The organism is Halobacteriovoraceae bacterium, from assembly GCA_020635115.1.
GTDB lineage: Bacteria > Bdellovibrionota > Bacteriovoracia > Bacteriovoracales > Bacteriovoracaceae > JACKAK01.
This window is the reverse complement of sequence record JACKAK010000013.1, coordinates 11,910-35,951: the sequence shown is the minus strand read 5'-3', so window position 1 is coordinate 35,951 and position 24,042 is coordinate 11,910. Positions and strand designations below refer to the sequence as shown.

Genomic DNA, 24,042 nt, shown 5'->3' with positions numbered 1-24,042 from the left:
TTCACAAGTCGGTTTGATAAAATTTTTTGCAAGAATTTTGGGAAATGACAGGTAATCCATTATAGAGTTGTTTCGCATATGACAGTTCATCGAAAATCTCTCTCAAATTCGGCTTCATCTTTCTGAGCAATCACTTTCTCGATCTCTTTGCTCATATCTGGGTATTCATCACTATCAGACTCGTCATTTCTGTCTTCTTCGCTAGTCACAAAAACATTCCTTTGAATGAAAGAAGTCTGTCTTTCTTCAAACTTTCTAAAGTTAACCTTTGTGAGCGTATATTCAGCAATTGTTGAAAGCTTTAGGTAAAAGCTAAGGTCAGAGAGACGAAGTATTTCAGAGGCCAATACTGCTCGTTCTGTTTTATCATTAACTCCTAGCGAGTGGCCGTCCTTGTAGTCCTCAACACCAAAAGAGAGATTCTCCTTCATGGTCTGTATCTTTTTATCTGAAATCTTTTTTGAAAGATATTCAGCGTCATCTGGTTCTTCAACTCCAAGAATAATAGAGTTTGCACAGTTTCCTATAATCGTTTTAGTTGTCTCGTATCCATAGATATCTTTAATTTGTCCCGTATCTTGGATTCCAAGCCATACTGATCCACCATAAGATCTAGATAGCTTTAAAAGATCGGGAATATTGTTCATTCTCTTTAAAGTTCCAAATTCATCGATAAAAAAGAACAATCTTCTTTGTAAATTCTCTGGCAACATAAAGAACTTCTTGGCCGCGATATCAAGGAAAAGAGTGAATAGGGGAGCTATAATATCTTTCGTTTCTGACTGCCCCACAATGAATATTCTTCCCCTAAAAGTTTCGTCTTCTATCCACTTTTTAATTGAAAAATTTCCATGTTCTTCTTGTGCATATTCTAATGATTTCACTTTTTGGAAGAAAACTGACCTAATTGATGCAGCTACCTTTGGTTCAAGCAGGGGAGGGATTCCACGCTCACAACCTTCAGTTGATGAAAATAACTTCACCATCTTTAAAGGTGGAAGTTTTGATATTTCAAATACATCTTTGTTTGTTTTTCTGTCGTTTTTCCAACAATAATAAAGAACAGAATAGAAAATATCTCTAGCACCATCATCCCAAAATGGATCTTTAGCGTTGCTTGGAGGTATATAAGAGTATGATATATTTTCAATATCAACTTTGGTTTTAATTTCATTAAACAGACACCAGCCTAATGATCTTTCATCAAGTGGATTAAATATCAAATCTGTTTCTGGATTATAAAACTTTGCAATATAATCACCCTTAAAGTCATAAATGATAGATTTTTCTTTTCGCTCAATTATTTTATCAATCGCTCTTGAGAAAACCTGAGACTTACCAGCTCCTTGCTTTCCAATGACAAAAAAGTGTCGGTTTTCGCATTCAAATGGAATGCTTATTAGCTTGTTTAGAGAAATATTTTGCTTTGATTTCTTAATTTTTTTGGAAAACTTTTTCTCACTGATGACTTCGGTTCCTCCAAGATGAACGTCGGCCATCTGCTTAGCAGATTTTCTTTTGAATACAAAAAGGATAAATGGCAATATGAGCCAAATTAGAAAAGACTTCACGAAAAATTTCAAAACCTCCAGATTGTAGTGGCCGTAAAGTTTTCTATAGGCATGAGAAAATTGTCCTGCTGTTAAGGAGTAATCTCCAATTTCAAAGTGCTTTTCTTCGTTTAAGTAGGGGATAGTATCGATAATTTTTGCGATATGGCATTTTAGATAGATGGACTTAGCATTTTCAATATGATCGTCCATTCCAATAAAATGAATCAGGTTAGCCATAATTTGCAGTACACCAATTACAACTGCAAGATAACTTATCATTTTGATCTTCATTCTTAAATCAGTCCAAAATGTTTCAAATGCCTTGAAGGCCTTTGCGTTTGAGTTGCTCATTACTGTAGTCCTTGATCTTCTTTGTGCATTAGGCTGTATGTTTCATCCACATACTTTTTGTGCTCGTCTTTGGGAATGTATTTTCTGTATCCCTCGGAATTTGGATCATATTTTTCAATCAAAAATCGAAACATTTTGCTTAGAATAAAATTGTTAGAAAAAACATATTTAGGAAAAAAGTCGCTCATTTCTAGCAGCTTTTTTTGATCATTTTGAATCTCTAATGAAAGTTTTCTTTGCTCTTCCTGTTGAGTTTTTAGTTCAGAAATTAAATTTAAAATTTCATTTTGTGTTTCAAAATTTTTTGAAATATGCTCTAAAAGTTCTACCTCTTTTCCATTCTTTAAACCCGAATCGATTATAAATTGTGTTAGAGATTGATTATTTTTTTTAGCGTTTTCTTCTAAAATTTCTTTTTCTTCGTCTGTTAACTTAATGTTTATCTGCGTCTTTTTCATGTAAATCTCCTGTGCTGTCGGACTCTTTGAAATCATTGGGTTTATATGGGTTTTGTATAGCGTTTTTCTATACGGTGGGCGTTTTTGCGTATATACGTTCTATAATCTCTCAAAGGACTACTATTATTAGCTTTCAAGATATTTGTACGGCAATATGCCATACGATTTTCTAGAAAAGCAGCCCCACCACGAGGGGGTGGGGTGTGGACATTTTTAAAACAGAGCACGGCGAATGCCATCGAACTATCCTCCTCGCTAAAGCATATCCATTTCAGGCCCTGAGTGGTCTCGCAAAGGCCTGAGTTCATCATTTTTTGATGAACTCATATCTAACTGTTCAGCGTTCTTATTTGGCTCAAAATGAGCATAGAAAGCGTCAAAAACTCGATTATTTTTTTTATTCTCAAATTCAAGTGTGGAAACTTTATTGCTCAAGTTCGCAACGCTTTTTTCTAGCTTTTCAGCGTCATCCGTAAATATTTTTATAGATTCTTTGGTTCTTGTTGTAGCGACATATCCAGCATTAAAATTGGTTCTGTCGGAGCTAACACTCCAAATGAGTTTATCGAAAGTATCACCCTGAGATTTGTAGTCGGTGAGGGCGTATGCATGATCAATATAATTGTAGGGAGTGTTTCCATTTAGTGCCAAATTGAATGAGACAATTTTGTTATTTATGTTTACTTGGCAGTCTCCATTATCTTTGAGATTTGTAATTTGACCCGTTTGGCCATTTTGAATTCCAATCTTTGAATCATTCTTTAAGAGAATGATTTTATCGCCAACTGAAAAATTTCTGTCCTCAACGTTAAAAACTTTTAAAGCTTTTAGTGTGTCTTTTTGGCCAAGATCAATAGATGAATTTAGAAATTTCTTCTCATTTGGTTCAAAGTATTTAATGTTGATAGAGTTGTTTAATGGGCTAACGGAAACAATTTTCCCTTGAATTCCTTTTCTAATTCCACCGACATTTTGTTCAGTAAAAACTACTTGTCCGACCTTGTACTCGTCAGCATGTTGAGAGGCCACGCCGGAAAGTCCTAGAGAGGAGTGGATTGAAAAACTCACATCTTTTTTTTCTATTTTTCCAAAATCTTTCAAATCTGATCGAATTGATTCATTTAACTCAATTCTTTCTTTGTTTGTGGCCACTAATATTGCGGCACTTTTGTTTTCTTTAATCGTCGTAATATATTCGTTTTTTATTTCTTCGATGTGATTTTCCCAATTGCTACTTTGGGCAATCAGATTTTCATTTTTGAGGGCATTGAATGCATTTTGAAGAAAAACCGGTTTTTTTCCATGATCAAAATAGTTATTAAAATTGCTAACGACACATCTTGTAATTTCTGTTTTTTGTCGGATTACATCTTTCATTTCAGAGAATTTAAAAACACCAGATTTCTGTAGGTCAGAAAATATTTTTCCCTGTTCGATACTTTCAAATTGCTTTATGTCGCCAATTAGAACAACTTTTGCATCTCTTTTTTGAGCAATTTTTAAAAGGTTATTCATTTTTTTTGAGCTAATCATTCCGGCTTCATCCACAACCCAAAGCTCCTTTTTGGGCAGATTTCCATTTCTTAAATCTTCTTTATTTTTAAGTAGAAAAGAGTCAATTGTTCGCGAGTCCTTTATATTGGCGTCAGTTTTTAGGCCATCCGCGGCCTTTCCTGTTGGGGCCAGGCCGATAACATTAACCCCTTTCTGCTCCATTACTGAGCGCACGTAATTCACCATAAAAGTCTTTCCAGTTCCTGCGTCACCCTGGACACCAATAAACTGATCTTTCTCTTTTAGAATGAATTTGAAGGACTCTTTTTGACCCTTTTCAAAATAAATTCCATCTTTTTCAATTTTATGGAGTTCATTTTCTATGTTTATATTGCTCATAAAAATTTCGGATCTATTTTTACCTGAATGAATAATCTCTTTGATTTCTTTTTCCGCTTTGATCATTTCAGGGGAGGAATAATATTTAAAATTTCCTTTAGCGGTGAATTTCTCACCAACTAAGTTCATATTCTTTGATTTTCTGGCGTCTTTAAGGCCTTCTTTAAGATCATCCAGATCATATTCAGTTAGTGACAATTTAGAGGCCGCCTTTATCACATCTTCTTCTCGCCAAGCACTTTGGTTGATTTCAACGGCCTTTATAGCTGTTTTTATGACTTCTTTTGCTGATTGTTTATATTCAGGTTTTTCTTTAAAATTTCTGGCATTTTCGCAAAGCATTTCCAGATTGGTTTTGTGCTTACTGAGAACCTTCTCGGAGAATTCTTTAATCTGATCGATTGAAAAATTAACTTTATTTAATCGTGAATTTAGTCCGGCCATTTCATCAATCTTGGCCTTTGATGCGTTTGGATACTTTTTTATCAGCTCTTCTTTTGCGATTTCTGTTTCTTTACTACGACTCGAAAGGTCGTCGATAATTTCTCTTGAAACTCCCTTAATTTCAAAAAATCCCTCCTTCCTGCTGGTTACTTCGACGCTGTAGCCAATTTTTTGGAGATCTTTGGCCAGGTAATTTCTAAATACTTGCCCAATAGTTTTTTGATCAATATAGATTTTTTCGTTTCTAAAAGTCCTGTATTGCCCCTCAGAGTCTTTGGTCAGGTTCATGATGACAGAATGTATATGCAGGTCAGGTTCACCATTTCTGTTGGACATGTGTTCAAATTTTGCAGCAATTAGTGAAGAGGTATTTTTAAACCATGTGTTGCCATCAAGCTTGTACCTACTTTGTGGATATGTTTTCTCCACCCAATTAAGAGTTTTCTCGACAGATAGGGCCATTTGCTCACGGATTTTAGGGTCGTGAAGAGAGAGGACAGACACGCTTTTAGGGGCCGAAAAGGTTAAGTCAAATCCAACTCGATGATTTTCAGACCCAGCACTTCTCACAAGGGCCTCGCCGATAGGTGAGAGGCCCTTTGAGAAGTTTTCAAAGGTATCAAAATTAATTATTTCACCGTCAAGCCCGAAATCTTTTGCGATTTTTCCCTGCCAGACAGATATTTGGGAGTCTTTGTCGTAGTACTCCCCAGAGGCACTTTTATAATAGTCAACTCCGGCCTTCGCTCCAGATATAGTCTTCATGGTCATCATATTAGATTTCTCTCACTGTTATAATGTGATCATTTACAATTGAATTGCTTTTGTAGGTAATTCTTACGTGAGTTTGTCCACCTTTTGATTTTGGTAGATTTGTGACTTGAATATTTTTTCCAGAATTAATTTGGAATATGAGCTTATTTGACCCATCTGTTTTACAATCTTTTTTGGTAATTTGATAAGAAAAGCCATACCAGTTTTTTGATTGTCTGATTTCGACATTTTCGACATTTCTTAGTTTGAAACATTTAAGCTTGTCGACTTCAATCGTCTTTACGCTCGAGTATAGATTATAACTAAAAATCACAAGAAGGACTGATGTGTAGAATTTTGTCATGATATGGCCCCAATACTAAAGTTGTTTAATTCTCTCAATTCGATTTTTTATATCTTCTGTGAACTCTTTATCTCTTTGCTTTTGAATTTTTTCATCTTCAGCGTTCATTTCTTTGAAAAAGTTCATAAATCGTTCAGTTCGAGAGAGACTCTCGTCGCATATAGAAGGGATGGTACATTTATTTTTTGTACCAAATACACCATAAGAAAAAACGTAAGCAAATGAATCTGCAATTTCTTTCATTTTATGCTTTTTCTTATAGCTTTTTTCAATATCTTCTAGAATTGCAATATTTTTTTCTTTAAACTTTTCTTTGCTCTCTTTAAATTCAATGTTGAAGTTTTTAGATTTGGACGAAATCCTCTCTACCGTCGCCTTAAACTCTTCATTAAATTGAGCAACCTTTTTTTGAAATCTGATTTCACTTTCATCGAAACTTTTAAGCATTTTATCAATTCTTGCTCTTTTTTTACGCTCTCAAATTTCCTTTTCTTCTTCCCAGGTGATTGGTCTTGATTTTTTGAATACATTAGAGCAGAGGGCAATTTTTCTTCATTAAAATTCATGTCATACCATTTTTTTTTTTTTATCGATGTCGCTTCTTTTTGAAAGACATAACTATGGAGGAGATTGTTATCTTTTTAATTCATTACAAATCATGTACTTGTTATTTTTTTGAACATTTCTAAAGGGTAGGTCTTTGCTGACAATAATTTGCTCGTTCATTTTCATTTACATGCAGCTCATCTCCTTTTTTGAGGATTATCCATTTCATTCCATGTTGAACCATGAGGGGGCAAGTCCGCTTAATGATAACATTTCTCGAGTATTGAATTTTCTTAAAATAATTTTTTTGTTTAATGCATGCATGTCACATAAAAAGTTTTATCTCATTATCAATGATTTCAAAGCTAGAGTCTTTGTGGCGGTTTCAAGATTTTAAATATCAAACCAATAGGAATAGCTTGGTGTGATAAAAAAAATGTACGTAAAAAGAATAAACGATCATAGTGTAATAGTTCATAAACGATCCTTGTTAAAATTTATCTGATATTTCTTTGTTTAAAATATTGCGTTCATTAGTAATTGCGTTTTTAGTTTCTAAAAATTTGGAAAAAGATCCATGCTTAGATTTTTTTCGATCAACTAATTCATTATATCCGGTATTGTCGATTATATCTTTGTGAATTGCTTTTTGAGCTTAAGTTGTTTCTATTTGATTCATAGTTCTTTTCAATATCATTTTTAAAATTTTAAAATCATTTGAATTAAAATTATCAGTATATGATTTTATATATTCTTGCTTGATCATTGAATGCTCATTTTTTGCTCCAATGTTTCCTTTGTTTACATTGGAATAAAGAGTTTTTATATCATTGTTGGAAAAGCCCTTGTCTGATAACCAACTCATAAAACCGTCATCGCCTTTTATGCTTATTGCAGATTGAAATGATTTAATATTGGATGTGATATTGCTAATATTACTTAGTTTAGAGAATGCTTCACTTTTTCTCATAGATGCACTTTCCAGATTGTTAACAGTGTTATTTAAATTCTTTGATTCGCTTTCTAAAAATGACTTATCATACTTTGCCATTAGGTTATTGATAGTATTGGCCTCGTCTCTCATCGCAGAAATATATTCAGAGCTGGTCATTGCGTTGTGAACCTTGTTTAGATTTTCATCAGATATCCAGTTGTAGCTTTTATTGTAACGTGCGCTTAATTGGGCCCTAAGTTCGGCACCAGTATTTGTTAAAGGTACTTTTAAACCTCCTGATACACTTGCCATTCCGCTAATTTCACCCATTAAATTATCTACATCACTGTAGGTGTGTCCAATTCGTTTTGATACATCATTTACAATTCTTTCGGATTCATTTGTAATTTCAGATAGTGATTTAGAATCATTTTCACTCCATGAATTACTATTTGATCTATTTTCATTTAATGAGTTTATTTTTGAGTTGATTTCATTTTGGGCAATACCTAAAGAGTTCAAAGTATCACTAGAAGAAGTTGCTGCAAGTTGTTCAGCCTCACTTTGTTGTTTGGATAGAGTATTAGATGTCATCTCGCTCCAAGAAACGTTTGCTGGAGTAGAGGACATAGGAGCATTGATATATTCACCGTTTGATGTAGAGGTTGTACTGAAACCATCATGATCTGTGTTTTTAGTATACCCAGAGTTATAGGAAGGGGCTTCATTAGCTTGAAAAGCAGTTTGGTTGTCATAGGACATTTGGCCTAGTTGAATATTTCCTGATGTAGAATCCTCAGCAGCCTTAGATACGGGGCCGTCGTATCCTTCCATTAGTCTACTGGCCATTGACGCCATCATTCCTCCAGACTTATTAAGAATCATAAAGGATATCATTGGAATACTTAGAGAGAAGTAACCAGCAACAGCAGCATAGTCGGACAGAACATTTCCTAGGCCGGTAGAAGTCATAAGGCTTATTCCCGTTGAAAATGCCTGGCCGGACTGAGCAACAACGGCAGTTGATGCTTTTTGGCTAAAATAGTTAATACAAAAATTTATGATTGCATAAAGAGGAGGCCATAAATTAATCCACATGAGTGCGAATGTATAATAGGAGAAAACTTTTGTTGTAACTGGTAGCATTGCGAGCATAACAACAATGGTGAAAATAGAGTAAATGAAGGCCTCAAATATTCCCTGAAGCTCTGGAAGGTGCTTTTTAGCTATTTTCCCAAGTGTATTGAACGTTGTTTTTCTACTGGCCTCGGCCTTTGCCAAGGCAAAGTCTTCCGCTGCGGCAGAAGCGTCTACGTTACTTGCAAAGTTCATGAAACCACGTCTAAAGCTGTTAGCAAGTATATTTTGAGACATGATTTGAGAATTGGATTTAGAAATACCTGTCAAATATTGATAGGCAATAGGCATAGATGTTGAAAACTCTGCAATTGTATCATTGACCGTTTTTTTATTGGGAACAATTCGCATCCCATGAATTCGCTGGGCCATTTTTATTTCATTTTCAAGGTCTTTCATTAGAAGATCATTGTAAGCAACCCTACAAGTCACAATTGATCTAGATCCATCATGGTTTTCGTAAGTAAATCCTCTTGTTTGAGATGTTTTTTGAGAAATAAAACTAGAAAGATCATCAGACTTTAAAATCTCTGTCCAGGTATATAATCCTAAGAAAAGATCATAATAGACACATCCTTTCCAAAATTCAGAAAAATTTGATGATAATCTAGGATCAGTTATAACAAACCGAGTGGATTCCTCCACAAGTTTTTGAGCAAATAGTAAACCATTGCCAGAATATTTAATTTGATGGGGGAGGGAGAAGACTGTTTCAAATCCTTTAGTAAGCCAAAATCCTAGTTTGCTAAAAGCTGCGGCCGGGACACCAAGTCCGACGGGAATATTGCTAACAATTGCTGAGTTCCCAGGAACAATTTCGTCTTTAATTTCAATATTAACTTTAGGGATGACGACGGCCATATAAAAGGCCATTACCATTAGAACACTTGTGTAGTTTGATCTTCCTTGTTTGAAGGCCGATGTAATAAGAATTGATAATAGTCCAACGATTGCAGAGGTTTTTAAAAGAACAAAATAATTATCTTCACCCATTATCGCTGCGACACCGTTAAAGACAAATCTTAAATAATCACCTGTCCCATATGTGTGTATTGTCCAAGTTGTCATTAATTACCCCACAAAGCATTTGTTACCAGTCCACTTCCTAGTCGGCCCATTAATGCTTTTTCATAAAGTTGAATTCTTTTTTGCATTTCAAAGAACATATCTGCACTTTTTGAATTTGCTCTTTTTAATTGTTCTAGTCCATCGAGAACACCTTCTACATTTTTTTGATAGTCTGCAAATTTGCGTGAAAGTGATGGCCCATTATTGGCAGCGGAAATCTGTTGTTTAACTTGAGAAATGATGTCATTTAAAGACTTAAGAAGAATATCTTCGGCAATAATTCTTGAAATATCATTTGTTATTCTTGAATTATTGCTATGCCTTGGGAAAAAGGCCGATGTAACGGTTAAATATCTATACACTGGAATTGTTGTTGAAGAAATTAACCCTTTTTCTTCAGGTGTAAGCAATGTATCCGTGTATATCTTTTCAATAATGCCATTGATAATGATTGAAATTCTTGTACTGAGTCCTTTCCAAGAACTTTGAACTTTTTGTAGAAAGTTTGAAATTCTAGTACAGCTCTTTTCGTTTGCGTCTTTATTAATGCACTTAAATAAAAAAAGAGGCTCTTTTAACTTATCACCTTTAAGCATAGATGCATAAATGTTCTCAAATCTTGATGTGCTATGATCTTTACTCATGGCCGGGTTAATAACTCTAATATTACTTGGCCCATCAGAGGAGCCTCCCTGGTCATTAATAATTACTGTTCCTGTTATGTTCATAATTAATTCGGCAAAATCGAGATCATTTCTAAAGTAAGGGTCTTTCATGAGTACGTGCCAAGCGATATTGCCTTTAACAAAGTCAACTTTGTTAGGGTCTCCGTGATTTTCAGTATCTCGAAGTTTTCCCCCTGTGGTACAAGCATGATTGGCCGTGTTCCAATCTTCTTGAAACTCTTGCATTCTCTTAACGGTACAGTTACTTTCTTTTGCTCCCATGTAGTCCATGGCACCACCAACGAGCTTTGTGGCCGCTTCACAAGAATCCATGTTAAATGAGTTAATTTTATCGGCCCATGTTTTGATATCTTCCATTACTCCAGAGAGCTGTGGTGATACGACCTGTATAGCGAGCATAAAGGCCAACGAAGTAGCGTTTTGCCCAATGCTTCTTAAGCTTTTAATAAATTCATCTGCATTTATCCCTGAAATACCACCCATATAAATATCGATTCCTCCACAACCAGCAGAGAATTTAGGAGTTTGAACATCAACAAAATTAAATACACGGGTTACAGACGAACGACTGGTATAACCTCCTGCTGTGAGATAGCGAGCGCTTTGTCCTTCATATACACCCGGAGAAGTTGAATTTGTGTAATTTTGCTCGTTAAACCAATCTTTAAGCTTTGACCCAACTCCAGCATGAGAAGTACTTACTAAAAGAATGAAGGATAAAAATATAGTCTTACTCATTAATTCTCCTGTGGGCCGCTAGAGTCTTTTTTATTAATGAAGACCAGTCAGCATACCCATATGAAATAGGTGTAATCTTTCCCGAATCCGGGTTTACAAGAAATAAAGAAGGATAAATCTTGTTATTAACTCGCTTACCAAAATCCATATTTTCTTGTGGAGTAGGGTAATCAGAAATCCCTTTCCCATTTGATGAAACAGCAATTACTTCAAAGCGATAATGTTCTTCAAATTGTTTTAAAAGTGGTGCAAATCTATGACAGACAGGGCAATTAGGGTCAAAAAGAAAAATAAGGCCGTTGTGACCGGCAATATTTTTAATATCTTTTTCATTAAGAGTGTTTTGTTGCTCGTTTTGGGCCAAAATTGCTTGCGTATTGTATGGACCCTCTAAAGAATAATCATATTGAGGATTAATCCATATAGCTTCTTTAAAGGCCTCTGAAAATCTTTGCGCCTGATCGTTTATTTTTGCAGTTTGTCCTATGTAATTGAGTACGTTTTGCTTGGAAGGGGATAGTACTGCTTGTGCAAGTGAGTTCTCCCAGTTTTCACCTTGTTTTTTTAAGAGTTCCCTGGGAGATAGCTCATTTTTTTGAATCGTTATCGTTTTTGTTGATTCCTTCTTTTTTTCGACAATTTTATCTTTTGGGTCTTCATACCAAAACCACCCGCGTTCATGTTCTTTAAAAAACGCGCTATTTCCCAATGAATAATTGGAAAACATTAATAGAATTATCGAAAAACTTAATTTCACTTTGTAACCTCTTTTGCTGAACTTTTCTTTCTCCTCTTTTTAGCAAAGCTCATGAGGTCCTTATCCTCTTTCAATTGTTGGATAAGATGCTCAAAAACGACTTCTTGCGTGAATTTACCCTGTCCCTTGTTCTTCTTTTCTAGGTACTCAGGAACGGCCATAAAAATGTCCATATCTTCTGAAAAAGTGGTTATTTCATAGGTTCTAACCTCTTTAGTCGGTTTTAAATCTTCAAATAAGCTCATAAAATCTCCTTTTTTTGTATTTACACAAATATGTAAGTTAAAATATTAATAGCGCTAGGAAGGCATCTATTTATGGTGACATGAGGTCGCCTTTTACTCGTTTTCATTATTTTTCCTTGTTTGGTTTTCAATTTTTTTCTTAATCGATTCAACATGTTTTTTTAGATTTGGCTCTTTGTAATTTTGAGCGACCTTTTCCATATCTTCGTGAAATTCACTAAGATCAATTTTGTCAAAATCAATTTTTTCAATGTCTTTAATATTGATTCCTGAACAGTCCGGATTTTTTGCTTCGCCTAGTCCCTGTCCCAGCTGCTTTTTGCCGCTTTCAATGAATATTCTGGCAAGCTTTGATGGATAACTACAAAAGACAAAATACTTAGCACTATAGAGCGTTCCTTTTTCCTTATAGTTTCCAACGTAGATTGTTTTCTTGGCCTTTCTGGCCATTCCTAATTCAACTTCAGAAGCATTGCACTTAGTTATCCCAATATCGTCTCCCCATGACTTTAATCTACAGCAATCTTTGATCCCTAGTTTTTGCTTTTTACATTTAAGAGGTTTCCCAGAGAATAAAACGGGATTTTCAGAGTCCATCTCGTCAGTTATTTCTTTCATTAATGAAAAATAGGACATGGACTTTTTAAAATCATTAGAAGCGTCTCTAGGGGTTCTATTTGGATGATCTTTGGTACAGTCTCCATTAGGACAGGGGAGATCTTCAGCACATACAGATACAGTTACATCGTCTTGAGAGCATGAATATCCTACCTTCCATTTTTTACAGTAGTCTTTTTCTTGAATGAGGCATTCTTTAGAAACTTGACCGCAACCATTATTGACAAGTTTCTTGCAGGTATTATCGAGGGTATATTTTTTAGGCCCTCTCTTAGAGTAGAGTTCTTGATAATTCCAACATTCTTTAAAGACAGAAGTGCCTTTGATAAGTTTTGATGAAGGGCCATCTGTACAGGTATTTTTAACTATTTTCCCAAAAATATTACTTTCTCCCTGGTCGCAAGTTCTAGACCAAGTTTCGTTAACATCACACTTTTTAAGAAATGTAGATTTCAAGGAAAACCATAAATGACCACCACCATAGACAGTATTTACAGTGTTGATTGTATTGGTTCCATTAACGAGATAGTTTTTGATATTAACCGGCCCTCTTTGAAAGTTTACCGATCTTTCACAAGGAGTATAAAAACGTCCATTAGACCGATATGAGTCGTCAAAAACGTTGTGTCCGTTGACTGAAATAGAGGCCCAATCATCATATTGGATTGAAGTTATGATAAAATCCTTAACTTGGTTAATATCATCGATGTGAAAAGTAATTTGATTGTGATGATGTTGACATCTTCCCCCGCGACTATTTCCGATTGTTCCAAAGTTTACGGTATTTCCAGATGAATTTATTGAGGTGGGATAGGCCCCTGTATGGTTAAAATCACCTAGCGTGAGAGATGAAGTCATCCCAGCATCGGGGTTTTTACAAGTTACACTTAAGCTATTTTTACAGTTGAAAAAAACATCACTTCTTTCACCATATTCAAAACAAAACTGCTTTTCCGATGATTTTTGCTGTTGTTCTTTCACATTTTTACAACCCTTGAGGTTGTCGGATAGATCATGTGAGTTCTTGGTTAGCCTTCCCATGTTTTTAAGCATGGGGTCGTTTTGATCAATGTCAAAATGTGGCCTTTGATCACTTGATTCAACTATGAATTTGCCATTTTCATCTGAAAGGACCTTTTTGTTACCTTCAAACTTTAGATCTGTGTTTTGATTAAAGTACTTTTTCTCTTCAATATCTTCACCTTGATAATGGGGTACTTGGTCAGTGCTTAGTTTTTGCTTACCAAATTGGTTGTTTAGCTTGGTTGCAAAGTTCATATCTACCGACGATGTATTGCCGTAGCATAGAGATAGAGAGATTAGCGCAATAAAAGAGGCATAAAGGGATTTCATTTCTTTAAACCTCTGGCCAAATTGGCCATTGCAACTTGAGACTTCGTCCCATTTCTTTTTATGTAATCAATAAAATATTCAATTGTGACATCTCCATAGGCCTTTACAAAAGAAGGGAGGAGGGATGATTGATATTTAGATGCTTCGGGTTCTTTTTCAGCAATAACGTAGGCAGGAACACGGTCAATATTAAACTTCTTGAACATCGTCGGATCTATAAGAACTGAACCACCACTTTTTTGAGAAAGATCAGAAATAATCTTAATAGTGGTTTTTAAATCCTTTTTGACACCTCTCAGGTAAACCTTTGCTTTTAGCTCCTTGGCCTCTTTTAGGATGTTGATAATGGTGTTTTCGGGCATTCCTAGTGAAATAAAAGCAAATAGCGTCGGATTATGGTCTGTTCTTTTAACACTGTTGTTGCGACTTGTGATTTTATCAAAATCTATTTTTGGGATTTTTACTTCTTTTATATTTGGAAATTTATAGCTTCCATATTTTATGTTTTTAATTGCCTCTTTTTCGATTTCTAAGTTTTTTAGAAATGTAGAATCCTTTTCAAGAGCATTTGCATTGGTTAGACTTTTTTTAACAGCGTCAACTTGATTTTTAATTTCAGTGTTTATTTTCGAGTCGATGGACTTAATATCCTGAGAGCAAAATCCATCAACATACATAAATAATGGCAAAAATAGTGTTAAAGTGCGCAACATTTTCTTTTTCTCCATACTAGATAGCTAAAATCTTCACCTTTATAAGGAAACTCTCTTCCTGCTCCCCAGATCATTGATGTGGCACCGAGGCCATAACCTTTAATGTTTTGAGGTATTGGGTACATCATTTGCTGCTTGTATTGATTTTTTCGCAATATCGGTTGCGGCATCCCTCCGCACATTGCGATCTCAGTTGAGGTGTCTTGGGCCAACAATTGTCTATGAAGTTTAAAAATCATTTTATGAGTCATTGCTAATGAGCTATCAACACCACCAATATGGTTTGCGTGATTACCACTAAGTGGGTAAACAGAACCCTGAGATCCCGCGCACCAAAAAAGTGGATCTAATCCGAAACCGACGGTGCTCGCCGCGATAGAGTCCGCTGCACAGGCCGCCTGGGCGATTGGACTTGTAAAAAGAATGGCCTCAGCATTTAAAATGAAAGAAAGTTCATCATCATCCCATAAAGGGTCAAGCTCTGACATATAGGCAATATCAAGAGATTCAAAAACAAAACAAAGACTAGAAAACCCCATACCAAGCCAATTGAGTATTGGAAACTGTATCCAGTGCACATGATAGAAGGCCTTTCCTTTTTTGCCATCGCTTTCATTATGAGTGCCTCCAACTCCAGCAAAATTACCTAATACGCTTCCGCCAAGAGTAGGGGAGCAAAAAGGAGTTCTTACGACTTCGGCCATGCGAGCAGGCTCCCAAAAGCTTACGCCAACGCCAATTCTCACAAAAACCGGAGGAGGAGCAGGACACTTGCAAATAAGTAGCGGTGGAAGATCATAGTTTTTTGTTTCTGCTGAAATATTCATAGTTGCAGGCTAATCTGAATAGGGAACATGCAGCTCCAGCATACATCAGTGATAATATTTGGAAACTTGCCACCACAAGCAAGTGAATAGGCCTCATTTATCCAAAAAATGGATAAGAATAGACTAAGGAAGGTAGATTTCTTTAACATTTAAATTCCTTCCTTTTTGTGCAACAAGTGCAGGCAAAGCATTAATTTTAAATTTATTTACAAGAACACCTCTTTGATCAAAATAAAATCGTCTTTTATGGGATTTCATAAGATCAAGGGCCTTTCCTTGTATGAGAACAATTTTATCTGTAACAGAGCATTTACTTATGGCCCATTTCACCTGCTTTATATGATTTCCATTTATGAAACACAGTTTTTTATTCAGGGTATAATGGTCAAAAGGGTTAACTTTTTTACCCTTTTTGTGAATGATGTTCCCGTAGGCATCTTTAATGACCCGATCAAGTGTGTACGTAAGATCAACGATATGATGAGAATCTTTGAGAGCATTAGGAAGCTTAATACCTTTTGGGTTATTTAAATATTTTATATAAGAATTTCGGATGTCCTTTTTCAGAACTTCTTTTTTCATAGAATACTTTTCCTTCATGTCTTCAATCATATCTTTCTCTTTTATTGGGTACGTTTTTCCTAAGTCTCCGACGCTATTTGCATACGAGCTAAAAGAGCTTAGTAGCAATGCCAATAATTTTGCTCTTTTCGATAAGCCCAATGTCTTTATATCTGCTGTCATAACTGTCCTTATGTGGCGACCAAATGAAATAATGCTTAGGTGGTATAAAACCATTATTAAAAACTGATACCTGAAGAGGATTTCCGTTTTTTGCTTTTTCTTTTGCTTTGGCCACAAATTGGTTATTTATATAAATCTCTCTAGCTGTTGATTTAATCCGATCTCCTGGAACCCCTTTGACTATCTTTAAAAATGGATATTTTGTTTCTGTTTGATTAGGTTTTGGGGGATAGAAAGCAACCACATCGCCAGTCATAGGAAGCCCAACTTTTTTTATGAGGTAAACGTACCCACCAAGGCTGTCAGAGGTATTAAAACCTAATTGGTAGTAAGGATTAATGGCGTAATTGAAAAATCCAACTACGCCAAAAGAAACTAAAAAATATGGTAATATTTTGTATTTCTTAAATAGCCCCATCACTCTAGGCCTCTACTTCTTTAGTTTTTGAACCAGAATCAATTCTTTTTGCGATTAGATATTGTCCATACTCTTTAACACCGTTTTTCTCCCAAGATTCGGCCTTGATTTTTCCAACAATCAACACAGAATCACCTTTTTTAAGGTTCTTAATGTGATTTACCTGGTTACCAAAGGCCTTCGTATCCACCCAGTCGACAATTTCTTGATAATTACCGTCTTTGTCCTTGTAGCGTTCAGACGTTGCCACAGAGAAAAATGCCACCTGAGAATTTTCTTTAACGATGATTTCTGGGTTGCTTCCCAGTCTGCCTTTAATAATTGATTGATTTAAATCCATGTATAACTCCTTATGTTGCTAGTGAGACAAATTGCCTCGGTTAATTCTTACTTTCGTTAAAATGCTTGCAAAAAAATGCAAGAAATTTTTCCACCTCCCCTCACCCGAAACGGGGGAGGTGGAAAATATTTCAAATAGAGTGAGTGTTTCAATTTTTAGTCCTGGGCCAGCGCAAAGGCATGACAATTTTCGTAGAAAATTGGCGTGAATTTGCGACCAGGGCGTTAAGAAAATTGAATAAAGCGAGCGACCAAAGTCAGTACATAACGTTGTTTTACTAACATTACTTGGAGATTTCATATTCGAACTCCTTATTAACCTTAGAAATAACTTCAAATGTATAATCTTTCAGATTAGAAACAACCGCAGGTTTGGTTAGTAAAACAACATTCTCATTTTCCTGAATATTATTTAATGTTCGCGAAAGGATCTTTGAAAATAGTTTGGTATTATTTAATCTTTCTTTATCGCTAAGTTGTAGTTTGGCATATTTATTAATATGCCCAGTTATTACTTTATCTACTTGAATCACACCAAAAGTAGATGTATTTGTATTTTTAAAAACTATTGTGAGTAACGCTGCTGTGTAAACAGCAACGGACGCTACAATGGTTATGAACAATTTATTCATTGAATAACTCCTTGTAATTTATTTTGTTTCTCAAGAAGCAGGTAAACAGCTTCAAGTAGAGATTTGCCGTTATCTTGCTGATCTTTTAAAAACTGTGATTCTTCTGGAGAAGTTGAGTAAATCTTTTCCGCAACGGGATCAACGCAAAACCTGGCGACAGCAATTCCGTCTGGTGAAGTAATAGCAAGTTCTGAATAAAGTCCGTGGATTGTTTCTAGTGAGCTTAAAATGTCCACTTCTCCAGAATCGTTGCTGATACGGCCTTCGCTTTCGGCCTTTTTAAGTTGATCAGGTTTCTGCCTTAAATTTACGTTAAAATCACTATTACTAAGAGCAGCTTCTGCGGTCTGAGATTTGTAATAATCATTAATGTTTTGGGTAATCGTTAGATAACTGCCACCATGTTTACGAGCGACCCTGTATCCCTCCTCAATAAAGTCACCAGCATTCCCACTTCCAAGTAGTCGCCACGCCTCGTCGATAATGACCTGTTTCTTTTGAGATTTGTTACCAGATAAATACATAACCTGGTTGATTTGAATCATGAGAATTAAGAGAACAACAGACTGTAGGGCCCCTTTGCTATTTAAGGCATCAAGTTCGAGTACAACGAAATTATTGTCGAGGTCGATGTTGTTTTCTCCTTCAAAGTAGCGTCCATACATTCCTTCTTTTGTGTAGGAATGAAGCATATTTGCGAGATCAATAGCATCCTTAAGGGGTTTATTATGCTCATCAGTTTGCTTAAGGCATTGCTCCTGTATTTTTGTAATTGTGGTTTTATCTTGATGCGTTTTAACTGCTGCAAAGATTGCCTTTTCAAGAACTGTTAATTTAAGCTCATCAAGGGGCACAATAGGAGATGCCATTTGTGACAGGAGCTTAACAAGCATTGGCATAAAATCATTGATATAATCATCGTTGCTGTACTGAGGATCTTTTTTAGATAGTTCATCCACCTTTTTATAGGCATTACTTGAGAATATTTTAGAAAATGGGTTTAAATTGGGCCTACCAACGCCAAAATCAATGTATGTTCCACCTATTGATTGGCAAAGATCCTTATAGCTACCGCCAGCATCAATGGTAAATACACGTCCTCCTATACCAAGAATTGAAAAAATGAGTTCTTGAGTGAAGAATGATTTTCCTGCTCCAGAAGTAGCTGCGCAGGCCATATTGTAATTTCCCTTTTTATTATCAAAATGATTAAACCCAATTAATTGGCCTCTTCTTCCGATAAGCTGCAATAGAGGAGTTTGAGTGCCTTTCCATTCACCAATCCATGGTGCAATGTTGACACAAGTCCAAGAGAGTCTTGATCGATAATGACCAACTAGGTCTAAAACTTTATGGCCTTCTTTTTCAAGCCCCATTGGTAGGGCGCCAAGTAGGCAGTGCAAAGACGTAAATCTCCCCCTGGATAGTGTCCAACCTAATGAGTCATATAGAGATTGCAGCGATTGGATGGATTGCTCTTCCTTTCCTTCCGGGGAAATAAGGACAATCTGATAGAAGGCCTTAAGATATTTGTCGCCGTTTTCCATTCTTTTGGCCGTAAATTCCCAGTCTTTTTTACGGTCAAGCCACTGGGTCGCGAATTTGGCCATTGGGGTATCAGACATTTGAGTTGATCTAATCTGGTTTTTTGTAACCTTTGATTTTGCCGACATTTGATCGGGGATTTTTACGGTTAAAGTTGCAATAAAAGGACAGTTAATTCTTAAAACATTATTGGAAAAGCTTCCTATAAGATCATTATTTAAATAACCACCCCATTCTTTGGGGAACTGTCTCACATGATAAGGAATCACTGAAAATGGAGTTCCCCTATGTGCAAGATTGCAGCTTGATGGGCCTACAAGAAGATGAGAGTCAGAATCAACCATTTGTTGATTAATTAAGTTGTTTTTATCATATTTGATTCTTTTATAATCTCCATCCACTGGATTCAAAAGACCCCACATTAAATTTATAAAATCTTCAACATCCATGGATCTCGCGGGTATTTTTGCGGATTTAAGAAGTCCTATAGTAGATGAGCGCATTCTTTTTAGAAATTCGACATCTTCCTTTAGGGAGCTCTCATCACTATCTAGAGGCAACGTATAGGAAATAACGAGTTTCAAATCTTTTATAATGAAGGGCTGGTCGTTAAATAGTGAGTTCCACTTTGCTTTTTTGAGGTGATGGACTCTGTTTTTGGCCATAAATTCGAAAAAATCAGTATTTTGTGTACTACCACCCTTAAGTTTTTTCCAGGCATCGAGTTGAGGCCCAAAATTTGTGTCTGAAATCATCGAAATCTGGATACAAGTACCAGATTTGTGATTTTGAGAGAAAATGCCATTAAGTATTTTTAGATCTTGCAAGGACAGTGAGGTTGCAGGCATGGCCTCTAATACAAATCCTATGCTATCTCTATTGAAGTATATTTGAGTGGACTCATCGTAAGATTCATAAGGTAAGATGGATGAAATAGGGTATTTGTTTAAGAATGCACTTAAATCTTGAAGAGATGGGGCCTCATGAATTCCTTTTAACTTGCTAAATGGAGTTGATGAGTCCACTAACGAGTCAACGACCATTTTATTAATTTTTCTCTTATAATGATTAAATGTTTCAATTACTGAATTTGCCATTTTGAATCCTCAATTTTTAAAAACATGTAACCACCAAGATTTAAGTCTCCATCTTTATCCATCCACTTATTAAAAAGAACGCGTAAAACTCTAGGCCTGGATAAAATAGGATGGCCGTCTTTTAATTGATCTTCACTCATTGATATATTTTTGCTTGAATCTAGGTTTGAAAAATTATCATCTGAATCAGAGTGATCATTGAGAGAGTTTCTATAGACATCGGAAACCTTTTGGCATTTTCCTTCAGGGAATTCACCACATTTATAGGTTGTGGCACAGGATTGAAGGAAAATGGCCGTAAAAATCAGGCAAATGGTTTTGATACGTTTTTTATTAGCAATAGGTGCTAGGCAATCTGGACAGCAACCATCATTTTCTTTTGGTATAAGTGACTTGCAAATATTACAGATCATAGTTTTTCTCCAATGTTAATTACGTTTTCGCCAAGTTCGACACCATCAGATAGAACCATTTCACCTGTTCTTCCTGCGGAAATTTCAATAATTGGGTATGTTTCGTTTGCACGAGCAATGTAGTAGTCAGCAATTTTGTTAAGAGCAGAAGAAGCTCCGCCGGTTAGTCCTGACTGCATTGTTTTTTTAGGGTCTAATGTTTGGACAGATCCTAGAGCACTGGAAGAAATTGTCTGATAGGACTGATTTACTGCGTTTCCGAGTCCTGCAAAAGTTCCGGCCAATGCGGCCTTTGCAATCATCTGGCCTTGCTTACTAACAAGCTTTCCTCTAAATCCAGGTTTGCCGTCTTCTCCCGTCACGTATCCTTTAACTTTGACTTCAATAACGTTACCTTCATGAGTAACGCAGCTTAGTTTTTCAAGTCTGATAAAACCTCTTTCGCTAGAGATATCGCCATATCCAGCTCCAGTTAGCTGGCATTCTCGAATATTGCTTTTAAATCTGTTTGGAAGTTGCCCATCATTAGACAGTTTCATAACAACAGGCATTGGATTTTTAGTCGCAAGACCTCCCGTGGGCGCGTCTAGTCCTGATAAAAGAACGACCTTTGCAAACGATCCAGAAGGAATATAGGATTCAATGTTTTTCTTTTTTTCGCCTTCCTTAGTATCCTCTAGGCTGATGGATATAATTTTTTCTTCCTCTGCTTTAACTTTTTGGGGAGCACTGTAGACAGTATTCACCACATCATTATGAACTTGAGCGCCAATATCACTTTTTGTTTTAGAAAAAGAAGGAAGAGGGGAGGACATTGAAGGAAGCTCAGGTGAAAGATCACTCTGTTTCTCTTTTTTGGCCTCTTCTTCTACTTTTTGAAGCTTTTCTGTAAGTTTTTTTATTTTATCCTCAAGCTCGTTATTTGATTTTTTGAGATCGAAGAACTTTTTTTCAGACTTAGCTACCCACTTCTCTTCTTCAGATACAACCGTATTTGAGTCGATATTGTAGATTTTTTTCAATTCTTCTTGGTCAATATCGCTATCAGAAATCTCACGCTTTCCACTGTTGGGATCAGATATCCAAAGTCCAAGGATGACCACGACAAATAGGCCACCGACTATTGAGGCAAGGATTAGGTACTGCTTGTTTTTAATTTTCTTTAACGTATCCATCATCACCCTCTCTTAATATGTCACAATGTAAACATTGGTTTGCTCACCCTTTTTTAAAGTGTGATTTTCAATTGCCACGGCCTTTACATTGCTCTTTAGGTTTAAAAACTCGTTTTCATTTAAAGTCAGATCTTTTTCGGTGGAATTTTTCAGTAAGAAGATGTTTCCAGTAAGCTTTCCCGATAAATAACGTTTTTTATGAGTGAAACTGACCTCCTCCCACAAATCGACCTCTTTATCGATGTTTTCAACGGAACAATTGTCAGATGTTGAATTTGTGGCCATGAGACGGATAATGTCTTTAACTCTTTTTACAAACGGAACAGATTTAAACTTAGAATCTTCAGAAATTGACGTATTATACTTTGGAACAAGCTCAATTGTTTGATCAGCATGATCTGAAACGCTTGCCTGTAAGGTATATGTATTATTTAAGCTATCTTTGACAAAAAAACTAAAGGGTTTTCTGATTAAGCTTTTAGGTTTGATGAAGATTTCACCGTTTTTCCTGTCTGGTTTGATCGTGACAGAATTATCCATTCCCCAAACATTAGAGATACGTCCATTCTTAATCATTATTCTTGTAAGATATTGAGGTGAAATATCTACTTTAATGGTTGAACCATCTTCTACTTTAAAGTTTTGTGTGCCAAATGCGCAGAAGGAAACCAATAAAAGAGATAATGGAATTGCCTTATTCATTGCCTTCTCCTTCTTTTTTAGGTCCATATGAAACAATGGATAAAAAGTTGTTTTTGTAAGTCAGAAGCATTTCAAATGATTCGACTCTTTTTTTTATGATGTCTGATCCGATTATGCTGATTAACTCACCTTTGATTGTTGACTTGTATCGGTCGCCAACCTTGTTAACGACAAGTTCAATAGGGTGGAATGAGCTAGAAATATCGTTTCTGCTTATTCTCTCACTATCGGTATAGAGCTTAGTTTTAAGTTCTTCGTAATAAGCTGGATTAGTATGCTTAAGGACAAAATTAAAACGGTTGAGGGCATTTTCTTTATTGAAGTTCAGTAAATTATTAAATAACGGCAAAGTTATCGTTTCAACATATGAGTTGCTAACATTGTCACCTTTTACCCATATTTCTTTATCAAGAGACATTGGGACGAGAACAGTCTTTTCACTGCTGTCCTTAGTTGCTAGTAAAAAGACCAAAATCAGAACAGAAAGCACTAAAAACAGCTCAATTGTTTTGGTGCGCCTTAATTCCTCGGACTTTGTTTTAATTTGAGATGCATATTTTGCTCTATCCACCTATATACTCCCTGATATGAGAAGGAAGGTAATTTTTTGAAATAATTTTCGACGGTGTGAACCAATAAATCATTTTGATAAATAAACCATTTCCTTCTTGTTCTTTTAGTTTTGAGTAACCCCGACCAACGACAATTGCTAGTAGTAGTCCCATAACAAACATATTCATCGCGAGAGAAAGAATAATAATTGTTAAATAAAGTAATGCAGTGTCGGCCTCCCATATAAAAAAGAGAGGAGGGGCATCTAAGTTTCTTGGAATGTAAAAACTTTCATTATTATCCATTTTGACTCCTTAGATAAGTGCACTTTTAAAAAAGGAGTCGATAATTTTTGGTCCCATAACAGCTACAATTGCCGACCCAATTCCAACGAGGCCAGTGATGAATTTTCCGGCCATGGCGCCATATCCAAGACCAATGAGGCCACCAGTTAAGGCAATACCGCGCCCAAGGTAACCAGTTGCAGCGTTGTAAATGAAGTCATGAAACTCTTTAAACTCCGTACCTGTAGTGGACGCCGAAGCGATTTCAGGGATAAGAATTAGTGCGATAAGTGTAAAATAAATCATAATATGATCCTCCTATTTGTTTTGACGTAAATTTCAACACGTCTATTTTGTTGTCTTTGATTGTTATTGAGGTTGTCGTTTTGATAATCAGATAGTGGACTTGAAAGAATAGATATTCTTTCACTATCAACACCTAAACTTACGAGAATGGTTTTGACTGACTCGGCCCTTTTTCTTGCGATATATGCGTTAATATGTAGAGGGCCAATGTTATCAGTAAATCCTTTCAATATGATTTGGCCCTCTTTTAATTGATTTTTAAGAGACTCAATATTGGAAATATCTTCAACTGACACCTTGGTTGATCCAAACGAGAAATTTGTTTTACCAACGAACAACTTGGTTGATTTTTTATTTGTTTTCTTCGTAGGAACTAAGTCTTTAAAAGAAACCATAA

General features: G+C 35.8%; 23 protein-coding genes and 1 pseudogene. All 24 read right to left on the bottom strand.

From position 1 onward, the window contains the following. Positions 1–86 precede the first annotated feature (86 nt). The 24 genes and pseudogenes from H6622_17200 to H6622_17085 all read right to left on the bottom strand — a co-directional run bounded on the left by H6622_17200 (position 87) and on the right by H6622_17085 (position 24,040). Entirely contained in the window at positions 87–1,904 is a 1,818-nt protein-coding gene (locus H6622_17200) for a type IV secretion system DNA-binding domain-containing protein (GenBank protein MCB9063265.1), read from the bottom strand. Then, complete coding sequence (locus H6622_17195; protein ID MCB9063264.1) at positions 1,904–2,362, bottom strand: DUF1778 domain-containing protein; 459 nt, start codon at positions 2,360–2,362, stop codon at positions 1,904–1,906. The genes H6622_17200 and H6622_17195 overlap by 1 nt, the downstream gene beginning before the upstream one ends. 255 nt (positions 2,363–2,617) lie before the next feature. After that, positions 2,618–5,464, bottom strand: a complete 2,847-nt coding sequence (locus tag H6622_17190; GenBank protein MCB9063263.1) for a relaxase domain-containing protein — start codon at positions 5,462–5,464, stop codon at positions 2,618–2,620. Between the two features lie 10 nt (positions 5,465–5,474). Beyond that, positions 5,475–5,816 carry a hypothetical protein gene (locus H6622_17185; GenBank protein MCB9063262.1) on the bottom strand — a complete coding sequence of 114 codons (342 nt, stop codon included), beginning with the start codon at positions 5,814–5,816 and terminating at the stop codon, positions 5,475–5,477. Positions 5,817–5,831: 15 nt separating this feature from the next. Then, positions 5,832–6,263, bottom strand: coding sequence for a hypothetical protein (locus H6622_17180; protein ID MCB9063261.1), 432 nt, complete (start codon positions 6,261–6,263; stop codon positions 5,832–5,834). Between the two features lie 754 nt (positions 6,264–7,017). Beyond that, complete coding sequence (locus H6622_17175) at positions 7,018–9,501, bottom strand: conjugal transfer protein TraG N-terminal domain-containing protein (GenBank protein ID MCB9063260.1); 2,484 nt, start codon at positions 9,499–9,501, stop codon at positions 7,018–7,020. Continuing rightward, positions 9,501–10,925, bottom strand: coding sequence for a conjugal transfer protein TraH (locus tag H6622_17170; protein ID MCB9063259.1), 1,425 nt, complete (start codon positions 10,923–10,925; stop codon positions 9,501–9,503). Before H6622_17170 ends, H6622_17175 begins: the two co-directional genes overlap by 1 nt. Beyond that, positions 10,918–11,682, bottom strand: coding sequence for a conjugal transfer protein TraF (locus H6622_17165; protein MCB9063258.1), 765 nt, complete (start codon positions 11,680–11,682; stop codon positions 10,918–10,920). Before H6622_17165 ends, H6622_17170 begins: the two co-directional genes overlap by 8 nt. Further along, positions 11,679–11,927, bottom strand: coding sequence for a hypothetical protein (locus tag H6622_17160; GenBank protein ID MCB9063257.1), 249 nt, complete (start codon positions 11,925–11,927; stop codon positions 11,679–11,681). The genes H6622_17165 and H6622_17160 overlap by 4 nt, the downstream gene beginning before the upstream one ends. A gap of 93 nt (positions 11,928–12,020) precedes the next feature. Beyond that, positions 12,021–13,898, bottom strand: a complete 1,878-nt coding sequence (traN, locus tag H6622_17155; GenBank protein ID MCB9063256.1) for a conjugal transfer protein TraN — start codon at positions 13,896–13,898, stop codon at positions 12,021–12,023. Beyond that, positions 13,895–14,611: a type-F conjugative transfer system pilin assembly protein TrbC gene (trbC, locus tag H6622_17150; protein MCB9063255.1), complete on the bottom strand. Its 717-nt coding sequence runs from the start codon at positions 14,609–14,611 to the stop codon at positions 13,895–13,897. Before trbC ends, traN begins: the two co-directional genes overlap by 4 nt. Continuing rightward, positions 14,596–15,587, bottom strand: a pseudogene (locus tag H6622_17145) (TraU family protein). The gene trbC and the pseudogene H6622_17145 overlap by 16 nt, the downstream one beginning before the upstream one ends. Next, on the bottom strand, positions 15,562–16,134 hold the full coding sequence (locus H6622_17140; GenBank protein ID MCB9063254.1) for a hypothetical protein: 573 nt from the start codon (positions 16,132–16,134) through the stop codon (positions 15,562–15,564). Before H6622_17140 ends, H6622_17145 begins: the two are co-directional and overlap by 26 nt. Next, the gene (gene lepB / locus H6622_17135; GenBank protein ID MCB9063253.1) at positions 16,109–16,603 is read right to left on the bottom strand and encodes a signal peptidase I; all 495 of its coding nucleotides are present in this window, start codon (positions 16,601–16,603) and stop codon (positions 16,109–16,111) included. The genes H6622_17140 and lepB overlap by 26 nt, the downstream gene beginning before the upstream one ends. Position 16,604: 1 nt before the next feature. After that, positions 16,605–16,940 (bottom strand): single-stranded DNA-binding protein, encoded by a 336-nt coding sequence (locus tag H6622_17130; protein MCB9063252.1) that lies wholly within the window; start codon positions 16,938–16,940, stop codon positions 16,605–16,607. 283 nt (positions 16,941–17,223) lie between these two features. Next, positions 17,224–17,571 (bottom strand): TrbI F-type domain-containing protein, encoded by a 348-nt coding sequence (locus tag H6622_17125; GenBank protein MCB9063251.1) that lies wholly within the window; start codon positions 17,569–17,571, stop codon positions 17,224–17,226. Continuing rightward, positions 17,568–20,213: a type IV secretion system protein TraC gene (traC, locus tag H6622_17120; protein ID MCB9063250.1), complete on the bottom strand. Its 2,646-nt coding sequence runs from the start codon at positions 20,211–20,213 to the stop codon at positions 17,568–17,570. The genes H6622_17125 and traC overlap by 4 nt, the downstream gene beginning before the upstream one ends. Then, complete coding sequence (locus H6622_17115) at positions 20,198–20,626, bottom strand: TraV family lipoprotein (protein MCB9063249.1); 429 nt, start codon at positions 20,624–20,626, stop codon at positions 20,198–20,200. The genes traC and H6622_17115 overlap by 16 nt, the downstream gene beginning before the upstream one ends. After that, positions 20,623–21,801, bottom strand: a complete 1,179-nt coding sequence (locus H6622_17110; protein ID MCB9063248.1) for a hypothetical protein — start codon at positions 21,799–21,801, stop codon at positions 20,623–20,625. Before H6622_17110 ends, H6622_17115 begins: the two co-directional genes overlap by 4 nt. A gap of 12 nt (positions 21,802–21,813) precedes the next feature. After that, positions 21,814–22,503 (bottom strand): type-F conjugative transfer system secretin TraK, encoded by a 690-nt coding sequence (locus tag H6622_17105; GenBank protein MCB9063247.1) that lies wholly within the window; start codon positions 22,501–22,503, stop codon positions 21,814–21,816. Next, positions 22,496–23,074, bottom strand: coding sequence for a hypothetical protein (locus H6622_17100; protein ID MCB9063246.1), 579 nt, complete (start codon positions 23,072–23,074; stop codon positions 22,496–22,498). The genes H6622_17105 and H6622_17100 overlap by 8 nt, the downstream gene beginning before the upstream one ends. Continuing rightward, positions 23,067–23,360: a type IV conjugative transfer system protein TraL gene (gene traL / locus H6622_17095; protein MCB9063245.1), complete on the bottom strand. Its 294-nt coding sequence runs from the start codon at positions 23,358–23,360 to the stop codon at positions 23,067–23,069. Before traL ends, H6622_17100 begins: the two co-directional genes overlap by 8 nt. Positions 23,361–23,369: 9 nt before the next feature. Continuing rightward, positions 23,370–23,645, bottom strand: a complete 276-nt coding sequence (locus H6622_17090) for a conjugal transfer protein TraB (GenBank protein ID MCB9063244.1) — start codon at positions 23,643–23,645, stop codon at positions 23,370–23,372. Further along, positions 23,642–24,040: an OmpA family protein gene (locus tag H6622_17085; GenBank protein ID MCB9063243.1), complete on the bottom strand. Its 399-nt coding sequence runs from the start codon at positions 24,038–24,040 to the stop codon at positions 23,642–23,644. The genes H6622_17090 and H6622_17085 overlap by 4 nt, the downstream gene beginning before the upstream one ends. Positions 24,041–24,042 lie beyond the last annotated feature (2 nt).

What these genes read in the sequence shown, in the direction of transcription:
- traN (MCB9063256.1), bottom strand. Translation starts at nt 13,898, where the DNA reads ATGAAATCCCTTTATGCCTCTTTTATTGCGCTAATCTCTCTATCTCTA.
- H6622_17090 (MCB9063244.1), bottom strand. Translation starts at nt 23,645, where the DNA reads ATGATTTATTTTACACTTATCGCACTAATTCTTATCCCTGAAATCGCT.
- H6622_17130 (MCB9063252.1), bottom strand. Translation starts at nt 16,940, where the DNA reads ATGGATTTAAATCAATCAATTATTAAAGGCAGACTGGGAAGCAACCCA.
- H6622_17105 (MCB9063247.1), bottom strand. Translation starts at nt 22,503, where the DNA reads ATGAATAAGGCAATTCCATTATCTCTTTTATTGGTTTCCTTCTGCGCA.
- H6622_17180 (MCB9063261.1), bottom strand. Translation starts at nt 6,263, where the DNA reads ATGCTTAAAAGTTTCGATGAAAGTGAAATCAGATTTCAAAAAAAGGTT.
- traC (MCB9063250.1), bottom strand. Translation starts at nt 20,213, where the DNA reads ATGGCAAATTCAGTAATTGAAACATTTAATCATTATAAGAGAAAAATT.
- H6622_17160 (MCB9063257.1), bottom strand. Translation starts at nt 11,927, where the DNA reads ATGAGCTTATTTGAAGATTTAAAACCGACTAAAGAGGTTAGAACCTAT.
- H6622_17115 (MCB9063249.1), bottom strand. Translation starts at nt 20,626, where the DNA reads ATGATCTGTAATATTTGCAAGTCACTTATACCAAAAGAAAATGATGGT.
- H6622_17175 (MCB9063260.1), bottom strand. Translation starts at nt 9,501, where the DNA reads ATGACAACTTGGACAATACACACATATGGGACAGGTGATTATTTAAGA.
- trbC (MCB9063255.1), bottom strand. Translation starts at nt 14,611, where the DNA reads ATGTTGCGCACTTTAACACTATTTTTGCCATTATTTATGTATGTTGAT.
- H6622_17085 (MCB9063243.1), bottom strand. Translation starts at nt 24,040, where the DNA reads ATGGTTTCTTTTAAAGACTTAGTTCCTACGAAGAAAACAAATAAAAAA.
- H6622_17195 (MCB9063264.1), bottom strand. Translation starts at nt 2,362, where the DNA reads ATGAAAAAGACGCAGATAAACATTAAGTTAACAGACGAAGAAAAAGAA.
- traL (MCB9063245.1), bottom strand. Translation starts at nt 23,360, where the DNA reads ATGGATAATAATGAAAGTTTTTACATTCCAAGAAACTTAGATGCCCCT.
- H6622_17190 (MCB9063263.1), bottom strand. Translation starts at nt 5,464, where the DNA reads ATGAAGACTATATCTGGAGCGAAGGCCGGAGTTGACTATTATAAAAGT.
- H6622_17185 (MCB9063262.1), bottom strand. Translation starts at nt 5,816, where the DNA reads ATGACAAAATTCTACACATCAGTCCTTCTTGTGATTTTTAGTTATAAT.
- H6622_17170 (MCB9063259.1), bottom strand. Translation starts at nt 10,925, where the DNA reads ATGAGTAAGACTATATTTTTATCCTTCATTCTTTTAGTAAGTACTTCT.
- H6622_17200 (MCB9063265.1), bottom strand. Translation starts at nt 1,904, where the DNA reads ATGAGCAACTCAAACGCAAAGGCCTTCAAGGCATTTGAAACATTTTGG.
- H6622_17125 (MCB9063251.1), bottom strand. Translation starts at nt 17,571, where the DNA reads ATGAATAAATTGTTCATAACCATTGTAGCGTCCGTTGCTGTTTACACA.
- H6622_17110 (MCB9063248.1), bottom strand. Translation starts at nt 21,801, where the DNA reads ATGGATACGTTAAAGAAAATTAAAAACAAGCAGTACCTAATCCTTGCC.